This is a genomic window from Symplocastrum torsivum (genome assembly GCF_059505465.1).
In genome coordinates, this window is the sequence record NZ_JCACKQ010000016.1 from 78,254 (window position 1) to 95,857 (window position 17,604).

Sequence of the window (17,604 nt, forward strand, 5' to 3'; positions counted from 1 at the left end):
AGTGACCGAATAGACAGTTTTTGTAATAATGACTCAACCTGAAGCCTTGCATTCCTTGTTAGAAGCTGTTGCTGCTGGTAACGTGACACCAGCTAGTGCCCTAGACAAACTGAAAAATCTTACGTTTGAGTCAGTCGGGGATTTTGCCAAAATCGACCATCACCGCACCTTAAGAACTGGCTTTCCTGAGGTAATTTGGGGCTTGGGGAAAACGCCTGAACAAATTGCACAAATTATCGAGGTGATGCGGGTAGGTAATCCTCTAGTTATGGCAACCCGAATTGAGCCAGATGTCTTTACCAAACTGCAAGAAAAAGTCTCAGGCTTGCAATACTATCCAACTGCCCGGATTTGCACATTAGTATCAGAAACAATCCCATCTAAATATTCAGGAATTATCAGTGTCATATGTGCAGGTACATCTGACTTACCAGTTGCTGAGGAAGCCGCTGTAACCGCTGAACTGTGTGGCTTTCAAGTCAAGCGCCTTTGGGATGTTGGGGTGGCTGGTATCCACCGCTTGCTGAGTAATCAGCAGGTAATTACCGAGGCAGATGTCCTAATTGTCGTCGCTGGAATGGAAGGGGCGTTACCTAGTGTTGTCGCAGGTTTGGCAGATTGCCCAGTGATTGCAGTGCCTACGAGTATTGGCTATGGCACAAGTTTTGGCGGCATTGCTCCTCTTTTAACAATGCTCAACTCGTGTGCGCCTGGAATCGGAGTTGTCAATATTGATAATGGATTTGGGGCAGCGATTTTGGCAGGGCAAATCCTGAGAACAGCCCACAAGCTTAAACCAATTAATGAGCAATAGACTTCAGGCAACAGTACTTGTAGGGGCGCAAGACGCAGCGCCCCTGCTTGAGATTAGGGTTTAATTCAGCCAACCCTTGAGGCGTCGAGCCACTTGGGGACGGCGCAACTTACGCATGGCTTTGCTTTGAATCTGACGAACACGCTCACGGGAAAGATTGAACATGCCACCTACTTCTTCTAAGGTGTAGGGTTCACTGCTGGCTAAACCATAGCGAAGTGATATAACATCTTTTTCTCTTTCTGTCAATACATCACTTAAAACATCCCAAATTTCTTGGCGCATCATGGTTTCGCTCATCTGCTCTTCTGGCAAACGCAGATCATTATCTTCGAGCAAATCCACGAGTTCTGTATCTTCTCCCTTACCAACCCGGTGGTTGAGAGAAAGCGATCGCCTACGCAACTGTAGTAGCTGACGCAAGTGGGAAGGTGTGATTTCTAAAGCTTGGGCTAGCTCCTCTTCATTGGGGTTGCGTTGCAGTTCTTGCTTGAGGTCACGCTGAGCTTTCTTGAGTTTATTTAATTTTTCAACAATATGAATTGGCAAACGAATCGTTCGAGCATCATTAGCGATCGTGCGAGTAATCGCCTGACGAATCCACCAATATGCATAGGTAGAGAATTTATAACCTTTGTTTGGATCGAACTTTTCCGTCGCCCGATTCAAACCCAAGGCTCCTTCTTGAATCAAATCCAGGAAAGGAACACCACGGTTTAAATATCTTTTAGCAATTGATACCACTAAGCGCAGGTTGGAGCGAATCATTTTACGCTTTGCCACACGAGCGCGGTAGAGACGACTTTCTAGCTGACGTTCTGTAAGATTGAGTGCTTTTGCAACTTCCGCTTTACTAGGCTTATGTCCTAATTCTGTCTCCAATCGTTGTTGGAGTTCATCCATTTCCAGTAAAAACTGGACACGATTGGCGAGTTCAATCTCTTCTTCTGGCTTAAGCAGCGGGTAACGTGCCATTTCTTTGAAAAAAGCACCTACCGTGTCATCCGAGCTAGTTTTGCGATATCCAGATGCACGTCCGGCTGCCAAATGATCCCCTGCTTCCGAGAATTCAACTTCTACAAGACTCAAGTCAGCTTCCTCTACCTCAAAATTATCAGGAGGAGAAAAATCTGTATCTTCTGTAGACTTGAGATCATCGATCTGGTTCAATTCAGCAATGTTCATGGCGAGCTTCGAGTTATGAGTGTACGAGAGATTGAGAGAAGGTGGCTCTCTTGTGACTAACGCTATACGGTGACAAGAATTAAACGATTCTTGACGCAAGTGGTTTGCGACACCGAAAGTGGCTCAAGAGTGCAGGAAACTCTAAATGGCAGGAGGATGAGCTAGAGAGGCGTGAAGCGGAACTAGATCCAAGGGAAGATTCTAAAACCCTTTAATGGTTGACTCCCCAGCTTTAGAAATCCGAAAACACTGATTCTAAGGCTATCAGAAGTAAAATAGTTAGCTGTTCCCCTGATTACAAAAGGCTAATTATTAAGTATTTTTACGGCTTAGACAAAACTAGTGTGCTTCAGGCAGAAGAACTACCGTCAATTAAGCCGAGGTCATAATTCCTGATACCGACAAGAATTTTCACATTTCACAGCCATAGACCTATAAAAATTTGGACACTGAGACTGAAACGTAGGCAAATATTTGCCCACTAGCTTGAATGATTGGTTTTTTCAATTAACTTTGCTTCTAGACTCAGGATCTCACATACGCTTGGGCTATCCTCTCTACCAATAGTGAGAAAAGCGAGTACTTTCATAGAGCCAGTAGGAGGGGACGATGAGTGGTAGTGAGAGCAACTGTTGTAGCTTCCTCTACTCTCAAAGATTTCTCGGCTGAAGCCAGCTAAAATTGACAAGTCTGATACAAGCCTTCCACAAGTGGCAGCGAGAAGTTTTGGTAAGTAGAGTTCACGATATGACTAATCCTCATTGGGGTCTGGTACTGGCTGAGCGTGGAGCGTCTTATCAGTCTGGTGCGGCTCGGAAACAATGGATTGAAGTATTGGTGGATTGTCCAGGAACGCAGGGGCTATTTACTTACCGATTACCGTCCGAGTTATCAGTCCATCCTGGAGATGTCCTAAGTGTTCCGTTTGGGGCACAGCAGTTAGGTGCGATCGCAATTCGTCTTCTAGACTCACCCCCTCCTGACTTGGCACCCGACAAAATCCGAGAGGTTGAGGATGTTGTGAGTGCTGGGTTCTTCCCAACCTCTTACTGGCAATTGCTAGAACGAGTTGCCCAGTACTACTGCACCCCGTTGATGTCAGTGATACGGGTTGCCCTGCCTCCAGGGTTGCTAGGGCGATCGCAGCGTCGGGTTCGTCTGAATGCTTCTGCACTCCCAAACCAGGCTGATACATTTGTCGGTGCAACTGCGCGTCAACTATTGGGACTGCTCCAAGCTCAACCCGATGGCGACTACAGTTGGCAATATCTCCAACGTCAGGTGAGAGGCGCAAGTCGAGGATTACGGGAATTACTTAAACGCGGTTGGGTTGAAAGTTATCTGGAACAGCCCAAACCCTCACGCCCAAAATTAAGACAAGCTGTAACACTGGCTACAGGAATGTTACCTCTGGAGCTGAAGGGACGGCAACGAGAAGTTTTGGAGGTGCTGAGGCGTCGTGGCGGTGATTTGTGGCTGACAGAATTGCTACAGATTTCCAACGCTAGTTCTTCAACAATCAAGGCACTGGAGCAAAAAGGCTATGTTGTCATTCAACAACGGGAAATCTTACGCACAGCGACAGAACCAAGATTAGCTGGAGACAGAGCCAAAGCCTTGACTTTATCCCAATGTCACGCTTTAGAGGTGATTAATCGTCTTGATGGCTTTGCCCAAGTTCTACTGCATGGGGTTACAGGGTCTGGGAAGACAGAGGTATATCTACAAGCGATCGCACCTATCCTAGAACAAGGAAAATCTGCCCTTGTCTTAGTACCAGAAATTGGTCTAACGCCCCAACTCACAGACCGTTTCCGCGCCCGCTTTGGTAACAAAGTTAACGTTTATCACAGTGCCCTCTCCGATGGCGAACGCTACGACACTTGGCGACAGATGCTTACAGGTGAGCCACAAGTCGTGATTGGCACCCGCAGTGCAATTTTTGCTCCCTTACCCCAACTCGGTTTAATCATCTTGGATGAAGAGCATGACTCTAGCTTCAAACAAGACCAACCCACACCCACCTACCACGCCCGTACCGTCGCACAGTGGCGTGCCGAGTTAGAAAACTGCCCCCTAATCTTAGGTTCCGCCACCCCTTCTTTAGAAACCTGGGTGAGTGTTAGCACTCAGCACTCAGCACTCAGCACTCAGCAGTTAGAACCTTCCTCTTACCCCGTAACTCTTACTTCTTATCTCTCCCTTCCAGAGCGAATTCACTCGCGACCGATGCCGCCAGTGGAAGTAGTGGATATGCGGCAGGAGTTACAGCAAGGCAATCGCTCAATTTTTAGCCGTTCCCTCCAAAATGCTTTGCAGCAGATGCAAGCTAATAAACAACAGGGAATTTTATTTATCCACCGTCGGGGACATAGCACATTTGTGTCTTGCCGCAGTTGTGGATATGTGGTCGAATGTCCGCATTGTGATGTCTCATTGTCCTATCACTACACTCATGAAGGCGCGGCTGAGTTGCTCCGGTGTCACTACTGTAACTACACCCGTATCCATCCCCGCAACTGCCCGGAATGCGGTTCTCCCTATTTAAAATTTTTCGGTAGTGGCACCCAGCGTGTTGCCCAGGAATTAGCTAAAGCTTTTCCCAACTTGCGCCTTATCCGCTTTGATAGTGATACTACCCGAACCAAGGGAGCGCACCGGACACTGTTAACACGCTTTGCCAATGGAGAAGCTGACCTTTTGGTTGGAACTCAAATGCTTACCAAGGGGCTAGATTTAGCGCAGGTAACTTTGGTTGGTGTTATTTCAGCCGATGGATTATTGAATTTAGCAGATTATAGAGCAGCAGAACGGGCTTTTCAGACTCTAACTCAGGTGGCAGGTCGTGCGGGACGTGGCGATGACCCTGGACGAGTGATTATTCAAACCTATTCTCCACAACATCCAGTTATTCAAGCGGTACAGCGTCACGATTATGAATCCTTCATTCAAGCAGAACTAGAACAACGGGAAGCACTGAACTATCCCCCTTATGGACATCTCATTCTTTTCCGGTTGAGTGGTTTGGATGCAGCACAAGTGGAAAATGCCGCAGAACAGCTAGCAGATTGGTTAGGTACTACTGGGTTAGATTACGAAATATTAGGCCCAGCACCAGCCAGTATCATGCGAGTTGCCCGTCGTTATCGTTGGCAAATTTTGCTCAAGTTTTCTCCAGACGTATCTGTAGAGTTGCCAGATTTAAATGAGCTACGAGCAATTTGTCCCAAAGATGTCAGTCTTACTATTGATGTAGATCCACTGAATATGATGTGATGCTTGCTTGGCTAAATTTTTGCAAGTAAGAGTCGATTGGGAGTGAAAAATGCGATCGCTTTCTTGTTTAGCTGATGAAAACGGAAGAATCGATCACATAAGGATAAATAACATTAAGCTTTCACGCATTTAAATTGGGTATCAGTAGCGACCAAGATAGCCGCACTACAAGGATTATGTAATTCTTGACAATAAGGTTTAAATGACGAACAGCTTATTGCTTTATCTAAATCACAAGCCTCAACTAATATCTCACAACTTCCAGATACTAATCAGCTTTTTCGCCTTGGAATCTAGCCTAATCGCTTGTTGAAATTTTATCGATTAGGTAGTCTTTTTCCTCTTCACTTGGAAGAGTGTATGTCAACATATTAGACAATGGATCGTAAATTAAAAATCCACTACAACCGCTAGTCCCCTGATTATCCGTTACTGCGACTGTGCCACAGAAAAAGATAAGAACTCCAAAGATTGTAGCGATGATGGTCGCAACACTCGCAATCATACCAACCCAGTGACTAGTCGATTCAATCACTTGTTGAGCTTTAAACACTTGCAAAAACCCTCTACTCCTGGCTATACACCTATTGTTCCCACGTCTAAACGTTCAGGAACATGAGGAAAAAAGCGATCGCCTGCCCCAACGCTAACGCTACCCGTGAAGTTGATCGCCCTTCATCTGGAAGCCTTTTCTCTCGCCATCCCACCCACTCAATTCACTCAAGTCATCAAATTTAGATAAAACAGCAACAAATAATGATGGTGGGAGCATTTAAAATAGTCAGGTCTAAAACTGTCACACACCGACGGACTATCGACTATGCCTCGCCGCGACGACCTCCACAAAATTTTACTCTTGGGTTCTGGCCCGATTGTCATTGGACAAGCCAGTGAGTTTGACTACTCCGGCACTCAGGCGTGTAAAGCACTCCGGGAAGAAGGTTACGAAGTCGTGCTGGTAAACTCCAATCCCGCCAGCATCATGACTGACCCGGAAACCGCTGACCGCACCTACATTGAGCCGCTAACACCGGAAATTGTGGAGAAGGTTATTGAAAAAGAGCGACCGGATGCCCTGCTACCAACAATGGGAGGTCAGACAGCGCTGAACATCGCCGTTACTCTTGCCAAGAATGGGGCACTAGAGAAGTACGGCGTTGAGCTAATTGGGGCGAAGCTTCCAGCAATTGAGATGGCAGAAGACCGCCAGTTGTTTAAAGAAGCAATGGCACGGATTGGAGTCGGTGTCTGTCCTTCGGGAATCGTTAATAACATGGATGAGGCAAAGGTAATTGCCGAAGAAATTGGCAGCTATCCCTTAATCATTCGCCCTGCCTATACTCTTGGCGGCACAGGTGGTGGTATTGCCTACAACCAGGAAGAATATGAAGAAATGGCTCAGGTAGGCTTGGATGCCTCGCCAGTCTCTCAAATCCTCGTTGAGCAATCGCTACTAGGGTGGAAAGAGTACGAACTCGAAGTGATGCGCGACTTAGCAGATAACGTTGTCATCATCTGCTCAATTGAAAACCTCGACCCAATGGGCATCCATACAGGGGACTCGATCACTGTTGCCCCCGCGCAAACCCTAACTGATAAAGAGTATCAGCGGCTGCGGGATGCCTCGATTAAAATCATCCGCGAGATTGGCGTAGAAACAGGCGGCTCAAATATCCAGTTTGCGGTGAATCCCGTTACGGGTGATCTGATTGTCATTGAGATGAACCCCCGCGTTTCCCGGAGTTCGGCTCTTGCATCAAAGGCGACGGGTTTCCCCATTGCTAAGTTTGCCGCTAAGCTTGCTGTGGGCTACACGCTGGATGAAATTCCCAACGACATCACCAAAAAGACACCAGCTTCTTTTGAACCGACGATTGACTATGTGGTGACGAAGATACCCCGGTTTGCCTTTGAAAAGTTTCCCGGTTCTGAACCCGTGCTGACAACGCAGATGAAATCAGTTGGGGAAGCAATGGCAATTGGGCGGACATTTCACGAGTCATTTCAGAAAGCCTTGCGCTCAATTGAAACGGGGCGTTACGGTTGGGGGTGTGATAAGGCTGAGAAGCTACCTTCTTTAGAGCAAATCCGCCCAGGTTTAAGAACACCGAATCCAGAACGGATTTTCACGATTCGCCACGCTTTCTTGCTGGGGATGACGGTGGAGGAAATCTACGAACTGACTGGGATTGACCCGTGGTTTTTGGATAAGTTGGAGGAGTTACTCGAAACCGAGAAATTCCTGAAGCGTACTGCCTTAGAAAAGCTCTCCAAAGAGGAGTTATGGGGAATTAAACGGCAAGGATTTAGCGATCGCCAAATTGCCTTTGCAACCAAAACTTCAGAAGACGAAGTTCGCGCTTACCGTAAAAGCCTGGGCATTGTGCCAGTCTACAAGACAGTTGATACCTGCGCGGCGGAGTTTGAAGCGTTAACGCCTTACTACTATTCCACCTATGAGGAAGACTCAGAGGTGCTACCGTCCGATAACCGCAAGGTGTTGATTTTAGGCGGTGGTCCTAACCGAATTGGACAGGGGATTGAGTTTGACTATTGTTGCTGTCATGCCGCTTATGCCTTGAGTAAAGAGGGATTTGAAACCATAATGGTTAACTCAAATCCGGAGACGGTTTCGACAGACTATGACACAAGCGATCGCCTTTACTTTGAACCCCTTACCAAAGAAGATGTTCTCAATATCATCGAAGCGGAGAACCCAGAGGGCGTGATTATCCAGTTTGGAGGACAGACACCACTCAAGCTGGCAGTACCTCTGCAAGAATTTTTGAGCCGCCCTGAAAATAAGGACGCACTCAAGACCAAAATTTGGGGGACTTCTCCCGATTCTATTGACACGGCAGAAGACCGCGAACGGTTTGAAAAAATCTTACGCCAACTAGATATCAAACAGCCACCTAATGGTCTTGCCCGCAGTTATGGAGAAGCGCTGGAAATCGCCAAGCGCGTTACCTATCCTGTCGTAGTTCGCCCTTCCTACGTGCTAGGTGGACGAGCAATGGAAATTGTCTACTCTGATGCCGAACTGGAACGCTACATGACCTTTGCGGTGCAGATAGAACCAGAACATCCAATTTTGATTGATAAATTCTTGGAGAATGCTATCGAGGTAGATGTCGATGCGATCGCCGATCACACAGGCATGGTTGTCATTGGCGGCATCATGGAGCATATCGAACAAGCCGGAATTCACTCTGGTGATTCAGCTTGCTCCTTACCCGTCGTTTCTTTGCCACCCGCTGTTGTGGACAAGATTCGCACTTGGACAGTGCAGTTGGCAAAAGCCCTCAAGGTAGTTGGGCTGATGAATATCCAGTTTGCCGTTGTTGGTACCCAAGGCTATTCGCCCCAAGTGTATATTTTGGAAGCAAACCCTCGTGCCTCTCGGACTGTTCCCTTTGTTTCTAAGGCAACAGGTGTGCCTCTCGCCGGACTTGCCTCTCGCATTATGTCTGGGCAGACTCTAGAGTCTCTTGGTTTCACTAAGGAACCAATACTCCAACACATAGCTGTCAAGGAAGCTGTATTGCCGTTTGAGAAGTTTGCAGGTACAGACCCAATTCTAGGGCCTGAAATGCGCTCTACTGGTGAAGTGATGGGGATTGACACGGACTTTGGCAAGGCGTTTGCCAAGGCAGCATTAGGCGCGAATCAACACTTGCCTCTCTCTGGTACCGTGTTTGTCTCAACGAATGACCGTGATAAGCCCGGTGTTGTCCCAGTCGTAAGAGACTTTATGGAGCTAGGCTTCCATATTGTCGCAACAGAAGGTACAAGGAAAGCCCTAAAAGACCATGGGGTAGATGTTGAATTGATCTTGAAACTTCATGAAGGGCGTCCCAATGTCATGGACGCAATTAAAAATAAGAAGATTCAGTTGATTATCAACACACCTTCCGGGGAAGAAGCACGAGTAGATGGGCGTTTGCTTCGTCGTTCAGCTTTGGCTTACAAAGTTCCCATCATTACCACGCTTTCTGGAGCAAAAGCGGCGGCGGCTGCCATTCGTTCGTTGCAGTCACAGCCGTTGGATGTGAAGGCATTACAAGACTACATTTACTAGCAGGGAACTACGCAAATAGTCTTTTGAACTACCATCTGTAAGGGCGCACGGCTGTGCGCTCTTACTATATGTTTATGCGTCAGTTAATGATTGCTGGCAAGACATCGGAAACGGCTACTCCTCCTTAGGATAAACGCTGGCTCCTGTATCTATCCCCAAAGCCTTAACACGAATTCCCTGTAGCCCCAAATCAAAAGCTCGTCTGCAAAGTTCGCGAACATTGTGTGCGAATTCCTTGCTCTGACGCCTGGTTACAGAAACCTCTATCTTACCGTCTACAATCTGGGGCAAGTAAGGCATGAGTTCGGGAAATTGTTCGATGATTTCTTGCTCATTCATAATTTCAGGCTGGATTTTTTGTCAACTAGCGATCAACTCTCTCCCTATCAGGGAAACAGAAAAGCTGATGGCTAACTGCTATCTCAACTTAGCCAGAATGCGATCGCTGTGACAGTTCCTTTTGTCCTGTACTTGACTTTTTTTCAATAAGGAGGTAGAGCTCCATTCTCCCCTTGCCTTTCACCTGAATCAACCCTCGCTCTTCAAGCAGATAGTTATCTCGTAATCGCTCATAAGTCGCTTGAGTAACCTGAATGCAGCCGGAAATGCCATGGGATTCCATGCGGCTTGCTGTATTCACGGTATCGCCCCACAAGTCGTAAATAAACTTTTTGATGCCAATTACACCAGCAACCACGGGACCAGTATTGATGCCAATCCGAATGCTGAGCCTCTCACCCGTCTCGGCATTGAATTGGGCAATTTCTCTTTGCATATCCAGCGCCATTTCGGCAACAGCCTCTACATGATCGGGACGAGGAGTCGGCAAACCTCCCACGACCATATAGGCATCTCCAATCGTCTTAATCTTCTCCAACCCATGCTTTTCAGCTAGTAGGTCAAACGTTGAAAAGATTCGGTTAAGCAACTTCACCAATTCTATGGGCGATACACAAGCTGAAAACTTTGTAAAGCCAACAATGTCAGCAAACAGGACGGTGACGTCGGCGAAGTGGTCAGCAATCGAGTCAGTCTCATGTTTCAGGCGAAAGGCAATCTCAGACGGCAAGATATTTCGTAGCAGTCGCTCAGACTTTTCCTTCTCAACAAGCAGGGCTTCCTCCGCCTGCTTGCGATTTCTAGCTTCCATCGCCAAAGTCGCCATGTATGCTAAGTAGTTGGCAAAGTTTTGTTCTTCCAGCTTCCAGTGACGAGGTGTCCCTACGTGTTCCAGACAAAGGACTCCTACGGTGTTACCACCCAGACGAATCGGCATATCCAACATAGAGGCAATCCCCAAAGGCGCTAGATAAGATGCCGAAAATTCTTGAGTCCGAGAATCAGTATAGGCATTATCAGCTGCGATCGCACGCTCTAACTGTAAGGCTTGGAAATATCCAGGATAGTCAACAGCCGCTAACTCCATCCCTTCTGAATCCCGTTCGGCACTAAGTTCGTGCAGTTTGATGCAGTGAATCTTCGAGTGGTCGCTATTGTAGAGCCATACACTCGCCCGCTCAATGTCCAGGGTATGTGCTGCTGTCTTAGTAATCTCAGAAAAAGCCGCACTGATGTCGCCACTGTAGAGAGGCTGGCATTTTGCTAGTTCCAGCAGTGCCGTCTGCTGCTTTCGCAATCGAGTCTTACTCTCCTGTAGTGATTCGAGAAAACCTCGATTTTGGGCTTCGCTTCTGCGGAGTGCGACTTCTGCCTGCTGGCGCTCAGTGATATCAATACCAGCAGCAATGAAGTACCTAACCGAACCATTAGCGTTTTTCAAGGCGTTACCAGACCAAACAATCACTCGGCGCTCTTCATCCTTTGTTACCCAGTAGTTTTCTGACTCGTCTGGAAACTCACCATTTCGCAACTCTTCAAAGATTGCTTTTACTGGCTCCACTTCTTCTGGAATGATGAACAAATCCCAGAAACACTGACCTCTCACCTCAGCGAATGAGTAACGGGTAAGCCTTTCGCAAGCTCGGTTAAAGCGGATAATTTGCCCCTCTGGATTGAGTACTACTATCAAAGCGCTCGCTGTATCCAAAACAGCTGAGGCAAAATCGCGCTCTGCTGATAACACCTCTTCCACCCTCTGGCGCTCAGCCATTTCTCGATTAATGAAGTAGTAGACCCAACCTAAGACGATAAGCACCAGCAAGATGCCGAGCCATAAGGCAATTAGCTCACTTTGCTGTCTCCTGATTTCAGTCTGCTGCTGGAGCAAAGACTCTTGCTCGTTCTTCATTTGTGTGAGTTCTTTTTGGATCTCATCCCTTAGCTGCTTTCCCTCAGCCAACAGCACTACTTGCAATGCTGCCTCAGAGTTCCGGAGTCGTAAGTCAGTACCCTTGTTTAGCAAAGCCAGTTTCCTGGCAATTAAAGGTTCAAGCGTATCGAGCTTTTGCTGTTGTTTGGGATTCTTGGCACTTAATTGCTGGAGGTCTTTGAGGCTTTGCTCAACGTCTGCAACGGCAGCTTGATAAGATTTCAGATAAGCTTTTTCTCCAGCGATTAGGTAGCTCTGCTGCTCAGTTTCGGCTTCTGTAAGCTGGGAAAGTAAATCTTGGATATTTCCACTAACCTGTTGGTTGTTCTCTACTCTCGCAACCGTATCAATAAATCGGCTCGTGTTCCGGTACGAGATAGCACCAATCACAACCAGTATTGTTGCTGCCGCTCCCAATCCTCCAGCTATTCTTTTGAAAAATCGCTTGCGCGTCTTCTTTCCCTGTAGCCGCTCAGTAATGGTGCGTGCCAGAGCCGCTAAACTACGTCGTAGCTCCAGTTGGACTACCGCTTGGCGACCTAAGGCTTGTAAGGCTTCTATCTGTTGAGGTTCGAGTTCCCGTGGAACATAGTCAATTACACACAACGTTCCCAATGCCTGACCATCTGGTGTAATCAAAGGCACACCAGCATAAAACCGGATATGGGGAGGATTAGTGACCAGTGGGTTAGTAGCAAACCGTTCGTCAGCCAGTGCGTCCGGAATAATCATAATGTCCGGTTGCAGAATGGCATGAGCGCAGAAGGCAATACTACGTGGTGTTTCCGATACGTCCAGACCTACCTTTGACTTGAACCACTGGCGGTTGGCATCAATCAAGCTAACCAATGTAGTAGGGGTACCAGAAATTAACGCCGCCAAACGGGTGATGTCATCAAATCCTTTTTCAGGAGCGGTATCGAGAATTTGAAGCTGGCGAAGTGCCTTGAGCCTCGTCGCTTCGTTTTTAGGTAGTGGGGCTTCCATCTGGAGGAATCGCTTCTGGTTGCATTTGCATTGAGACTGATGCTCCTGAATCTATAATTAATTGCCACTGGAGTTGGAATTTAGTAGCTCTACTAGTTCACAGTATGTTGGATAGCACAGTTGTTTCATCAGCTCAAATGCTGAAATACTTATCAGCCTTTGCTGAGATACTATTGCGCTAAATCTCACGACGGAACGATCTAATCGCTTCTCCCGCGTCAGTTTCTGCCATCAAAATGCAGCGTCTGAGCAAATTAAGATCAAGTTCACTGAGTCCACAGCCGTACCCCAGGAGAACCCTCAAAGCCCTTCTGGATGAACTTGAACTGTTCCCAGGTTCCATGATGAACAATGCGTTGGTCGGTGGTTTTGTGCAGTAGTGGGGGCATCGCACTCTCATCTCCGGCTATCCTTACTAGCAATTGTGGCATATCGCTTGCAAGCCCGATTATCTCGTAGGGAATCGCATTGAGCATATTTATTTATTCGCCTTCCTCTTGTTCTAAAATCGCTTCAATCCATGCGAAACAACTGCTAGACCAGGTTTTGCCTAAATTTGAATCTCAACATCCAATGACCTGAAAGCTCATTCAAATAGCTGAGGCTAACGAGTTTACAATCTGCCACAATTGACCGAAGGTTGAGTTTACGATGTTTGGGTCTACGGCAAACTCTGTGATTAGGAGGCAGTACGAGGTGAACACTATACCAAAGCAGCGTATAACTGTTGCCCTGGTTAACCTGGTGTTAGTTGTCACTACGGGCTTGTTACTGGTCCTACTGTGGCAACTGCGAAGCTTGTTGGTAGCACTAATGATTGCGATAGTTGTAGCAGCAGCGCTTGCTCCAATTATTGATAGTGCCGAAAAGCTGCGGTTGCCTCGGTGGTTAGCGGTAATCGTGGTGTATTTGGGATTAATAGGACTTTTGACAGGTGCAGGGGTATTGATTGGGCCGACAGTGGCTGAGCAAATTCAGCGCTTGATTCGGAGACTACCCGGTTACCTGGAAGTTGTGCGATCGCTTATTGAGAACCTGGCAATTCGTTTTGGTTTGACTGATCCAGAAACAGTCAGTCCGGTTAGCCAACTACTCAATCCTCAGGCACTTACGGGTTGGGTGATTCGCTCAAGCCAGCAGTTGTTGGTGCGTTCTTATAGTGTCACTAGAGGGATTCTCGGCGGTTTCTTTACCCTGATTCTTGCCCTGTTGCTCTCAGGCTATATGTTGTCAGGTTCTGAGAAATTGATTCAGGGCTTGGTAAGTTTATTCCCCTATCCTTGGAATGAGCGTTTGGAAGCGCAAGTCGAGCCAGTTACCCAACGGATGGGGGGATACATTCAAGGGCGAGTCTTGGTTTCGGGAATTCTAGGCATTGTAATTACTGCTGGTTTGGGAGTTTTGGGGCTTTCAGAATTTGCTCTCGGTTTAGGGGTAATTGCAGGCTTTACGAACTTGATTCCCTTTTTGGGACCAATTTTAGGAGCAGTTCCCGCTTTAATTGTCGCGGTTGGTCACGGTGGGCTAACGTTTTTCTGGGTGTTACTGTTGTTTGTGATTATCCAGAATGTTGAAACTTATGTGCTTGACCCTTTACTAGTTGGTAATTCGGTGAAAGTCCATCCGTTGTATCAGCTACTAGCAGTACTGGGAGGAACGCAAGTTTTAGGGATTATTGGCGCGTTAATTGTTCCACCTTGGGTGGCTGGTGCGGCTGTGCTGTTGGAAAATCTTTACCTGAAACCTAAACAGTTGGCGGAACAACAGGAGGCGTTGGTTACAGCACGAACTCCCGAAACTGCAAATCCGTTACCTGTGAATCGCTGAAATGGATGAAGGGGTTTGATAAGCAGTTGTTGGTTGTTGGGTTTAAAAGGGGTGGGATGTAAGTTAAAAAATACAATATTGTTTCTTGAAGAACCCGGAAATGGGGGAAGCCCCCCCAAACCCCCCTTTTGGGGGACGGAGTGCCTTCCCCAAACCCCCTGCACAAGGATTTATCTGTAGATTATGTAAGGAAAGTTTGGTTTATTGGCTTCGCAATTAAGTAAAGACTGGTTGTTAGGAATCAGGCATAGTTGAAGTCTGTAACAACCAACAACTAACAACTAACAACTTTTATGATTCGCTTCCCATATTTAGCGAGACGATTTGTCCGGCTTGCGTCTGTGGCAATGGCGATCGCTGTTTTGCTATCATTTACACCCGTCTTTGGTCAGGACAACCCCTCTCCCTCTGCTACCATCGTCCTTGATGGACGCCGCCTGTTTGAAGTTAGCCCGTCTGGAGGATATAGTGCCCAAAAACGAGCGGAGGATGCTAATCGCCTGCTCAAGCAGAAAGTCCGAATCCCTAGTCCTCCTATATCCGTGACTATTGATGAAACTCAAGATTTACCCATTATTCAAGTAGATGGCTCTCACTTACTTACCGTTACTCAGGGAGATGCACCACCCGGAAGAACGGCAGAAGAGCAAGCACAAATTTGGGTGGGACAATTGGCAGAGTCGATACAGCAGGCACAAGAGCAACGTCGTCCTGCCTATATCCAGAAGGCAATGCTTGTTTCCGTGGGGTGTGTGTTATTTGCGATCGTATTGAGTTGGGGATTGGGTTGGATTTGGCGGCGTTGGCTACAGCCAAAGCTTCCCCCAGAAGTCAAAGACTCAGAAGATAGCCGCCAACACCTGACAATTGAACTCGCCGTAAGAATTCTCTTTGCTTGCATTCGATTAGCGTTGTGGCTATTCATAGCCCTTTACATCACAAATTTATTCCCCCAAACACGGGAACTAAGCCGTCAGATGCAGGATACTCTTGTTGGCAGTTTAGTCTCTGAGTTGATTCCCTTAGGAGAAAAGTCCTACTCGGTTTTAGATTTATTAATTCTCCTAGGGCTATTCACGGGTTTAGTGATACTGGCAAGAACAGCAAAAAAGCTGTTGCGATCGCGTGTTCTACGCTTAACAGGCTTAAATCGTGGTTCTCAGGAAACTGTTGCTCAGATTGCCACCTACGGCATCATTTTCCTCGGTACGATTGTTCTGCTGCAACTATGGGGACTTGACCTCAGTTCCCTAACTATCTTTGCTAGTGTCTTAGGTGTTGGTATTGGCTTAGGATTGCAGGGCATCGCCAAGGAATTTATTAGTGGTTTGGTGCTGATTTTTGAGCGTCCCATTAAAGTCGGTGACTTTGTGGATCTAGGCGAACAGATGGGAACCGTTGAGCGTATCAGCGTCCGCAGCACAGAAATCCGTACCTTGGATGAAATCTCGATTATTGTGCCTAATTCTCGTTTCCTTGAATCAGAGGTTATTAACTGGACACACAACTCTCCTTTCTCACGCTTAAAAATACCAGTCGGTGTTGCCTATGGCTCAAACCTCACTACTGTTCGAGGTGCTTTGATTGATGCCGCGAAAGAACATGCCGACGTTCTTGCAGAACCAGCCCCTAGAGTATTCTTTATGGGTATGGGCGAAAGTTCCCTAGATTTTAATTTGCTGGTTTGGATTGACGAACCTCGGAAGCAATTCCGGATTAAGAGCGACATCTACTTTCGGATTGAAGCAATTTTACGTCATCGCGGTGTTGAAATTCCCTTTCCTCAGCGAGACTTGCACGTTCGTTCTGGCAACTTACCAATAGAAGTCTCGCCCCAACTGACAGAATCTCTTGCTCAGTTATCCAATAGCCTTATCCAATGGTTAGAAAAGCAGTCAACAGCTCCAACTCAGGAGAATCAGGGTAATCGTGATACATCCAATAATGGACAGCATCGCGATCGCTAATATTAAATCCGTTTGTTATCAAAGATTTTGAGCTTGTAAAAATGGAAGAACTCTTCTTTAAGAATTTTTTTTGCTAGAAAACGACCCAAGGAATCAGTTGCATTATCGTTAAACTTATCTGACAAGAGCCGATTCGGATAGGAGTAGTTATGAAGAAATCGCGTCTTCTTGCCGCCGTTGGCTACGTGGTGTTGGGGATGTGGCTGAGTACTTCTCGTCTTGCTGGGGCGACGGATCAAAGTTCCTCATTGACGTTCCCGTTGAAGCTTGCCCAAAGTCAGCCGTCTACGCCTAGTAGCACTCCCCGTCCTGATGCTGACTTAGAAGCAATGGAGTATAAATCCTTCCTTACGCCACCCCCCATCTCTCCAGCTTGTCCATTTCCTTCTATCCCAATGTCGAAAGATATCGCCAACGTCATGTTTGGAGAAATCATTATCAAACCCGGTGAATCAACTTTTGTTATGTTTGAACCGGGTGATGGCTCCGATGCTGACCTCAGTATGACTATCAGTAACTTGCTAGGAGAGGGAAAGCTGGATGAAGCCCTGCAAGTTGCCCAAACAATCAAGGATGTTTCCCAAAAGAACAAAGCCTTACGCAGGATAGCCAGTGCTTACCAGGAAACTGGACAACTGGAGCAAGCCCTTGAGGTGGCAAAGAGCATCGCCGAAGATCCCCAGACGAGCGATAATTCATTGGATGATACTATCTCAGTGAAAGATAATGTGTTGTCGGAGATCGCTGCTGCCTACGTGGAATCTGGACAACTGGAGCAAGCTCTTGAGGTCGCAGAAATCATAGGTGAGCGTTTCCGAATTAGTACTTTACTGAATATCGCTGAAAAGTATCGCCTAACGGGACAACTAGAACACGCGGCTTCTCTCATAGAGCGAGCACTGACGGCTTATAGAACCCATTTGAGATCTTAAGAAGAGGCTGAAAGCCTTTTAATCATTAGCCTAATGAAGCAAAGGTTGATTTTGGTTGTGGCATTGGCTAGGGTTCGCTCAAAGTTCTTAACGAGGATCTGGAGAGCGCTCCAATGCTTGGATGGAGCGCTCTCTTCCCCCACCTAGCTACAGCTGGAACTCTCTCCAGATTTCCCTTGGGCTGCTTTCTCTTGTTTCGAGGGTTTAGTTGAGCCCACATTCCGCCCTTTGAGTGTCACAAGCAGATAATTTAGTGGAGCGCAATC

General features: G+C 47.1%; 11 protein-coding genes. 6 read left to right on the top strand and 5 right to left on the bottom strand.

The window, feature by feature from the left end:
- Nucleotides 1-28 precede the first annotated feature (28 nt).
- Nucleotides 29-814: a nickel pincer cofactor biosynthesis protein LarB gene (larB, locus tag AC5JL3_RS05875; RefSeq protein ID WP_496073582.1), complete on the top strand. Its 786-nt coding sequence runs from the start codon at nucleotides 29-31 to the stop codon at nucleotides 812-814.
- A gap of 60 nt (nucleotides 815-874) precedes the next feature.
- Here the strand turns inward: larB and AC5JL3_RS05880 are convergent, their stop codons facing one another.
- Entirely contained in the window at nucleotides 875-1,999 is a 1,125-nt protein-coding gene (locus AC5JL3_RS05880; RefSeq protein WP_496073583.1) for an RpoD/SigA family RNA polymerase sigma factor, read from the bottom strand.
- Between the two features lie 747 nt (nucleotides 2,000-2,746).
- On the opposite strand from AC5JL3_RS05880, the gene priA reads away from it, so the two are divergent.
- A complete protein-coding gene (gene priA / locus AC5JL3_RS05885) occupies nucleotides 2,747-5,275 on the top strand; it encodes a primosomal protein N' (protein WP_496073584.1) in 2,529 nt (842 codons plus the stop codon).
- A 298-nt stretch (nucleotides 5,276-5,573) separates the two neighbouring features.
- Here priA and AC5JL3_RS05890 read toward each other — a convergent pair whose 3' ends face one another.
- A complete protein-coding gene (locus AC5JL3_RS05890) occupies nucleotides 5,574-5,834 on the bottom strand; it encodes a hypothetical protein (protein WP_496073585.1) in 261 nt (86 codons plus the stop codon).
- Between the two features lie 261 nt (nucleotides 5,835-6,095).
- On the opposite strand from AC5JL3_RS05890, the gene carB reads away from it, so the two are divergent.
- A complete protein-coding gene (gene carB, locus AC5JL3_RS05895) occupies nucleotides 6,096-9,356 on the top strand; it encodes a carbamoyl-phosphate synthase large subunit (RefSeq protein ID WP_496073586.1) in 3,261 nt (1,086 codons plus the stop codon).
- Nucleotides 9,357-9,470: 114 nt separating this feature from the next.
- Here the strand turns inward: carB and AC5JL3_RS05900 are convergent, their stop codons facing one another.
- The 3 genes from AC5JL3_RS05900 to AC5JL3_RS05910 form a co-directional block, all read right to left on the bottom strand.
- A complete protein-coding gene (locus tag AC5JL3_RS05900; protein ID WP_496073587.1) occupies nucleotides 9,471-9,695 on the bottom strand; it encodes a hypothetical protein in 225 nt (74 codons plus the stop codon).
- An 88-nt stretch (nucleotides 9,696-9,783) separates the two neighbouring features.
- The gene (locus AC5JL3_RS05905) at nucleotides 9,784-12,612 is read right to left on the bottom strand and encodes an adenylate/guanylate cyclase domain-containing protein (protein WP_496073588.1); all 2,829 of its coding nucleotides are present in this window, start codon (nucleotides 12,610-12,612) and stop codon (nucleotides 9,784-9,786) included.
- Nucleotides 12,613-12,878: 266 nt separating this feature from the next.
- Nucleotides 12,879-13,088: a hypothetical protein gene (locus AC5JL3_RS05910; RefSeq protein ID WP_496073589.1), complete on the bottom strand. Its 210-nt coding sequence runs from the start codon at nucleotides 13,086-13,088 to the stop codon at nucleotides 12,879-12,881.
- Between the two features lie 229 nt (nucleotides 13,089-13,317).
- Here AC5JL3_RS05910 and AC5JL3_RS05915 point away from each other — a divergent pair, with 229 nt between their 5' ends.
- The 3 genes from AC5JL3_RS05915 (at nucleotide 13,318) to AC5JL3_RS05925 (ending at nucleotide 17,338) form a co-directional block, all read left to right on the top strand.
- Nucleotides 13,318-14,439: an AI-2E family transporter gene (locus AC5JL3_RS05915; RefSeq protein WP_496073593.1), complete on the top strand. Its 1,122-nt coding sequence runs from the start codon at nucleotides 13,318-13,320 to the stop codon at nucleotides 14,437-14,439.
- A 293-nt stretch (nucleotides 14,440-14,732) separates the two neighbouring features.
- A complete protein-coding gene (locus AC5JL3_RS05920; protein WP_496073590.1) occupies nucleotides 14,733-16,406 on the top strand; it encodes a mechanosensitive ion channel family protein in 1,674 nt (557 codons plus the stop codon).
- 149 nt (nucleotides 16,407-16,555) lie between these two features.
- Entirely contained in the window at nucleotides 16,556-17,338 is a 783-nt protein-coding gene (locus AC5JL3_RS05925) for a tetratricopeptide repeat protein (protein WP_496073591.1), read from the top strand.
- Nucleotides 17,339-17,604: the final 266 nt, after the last annotated feature.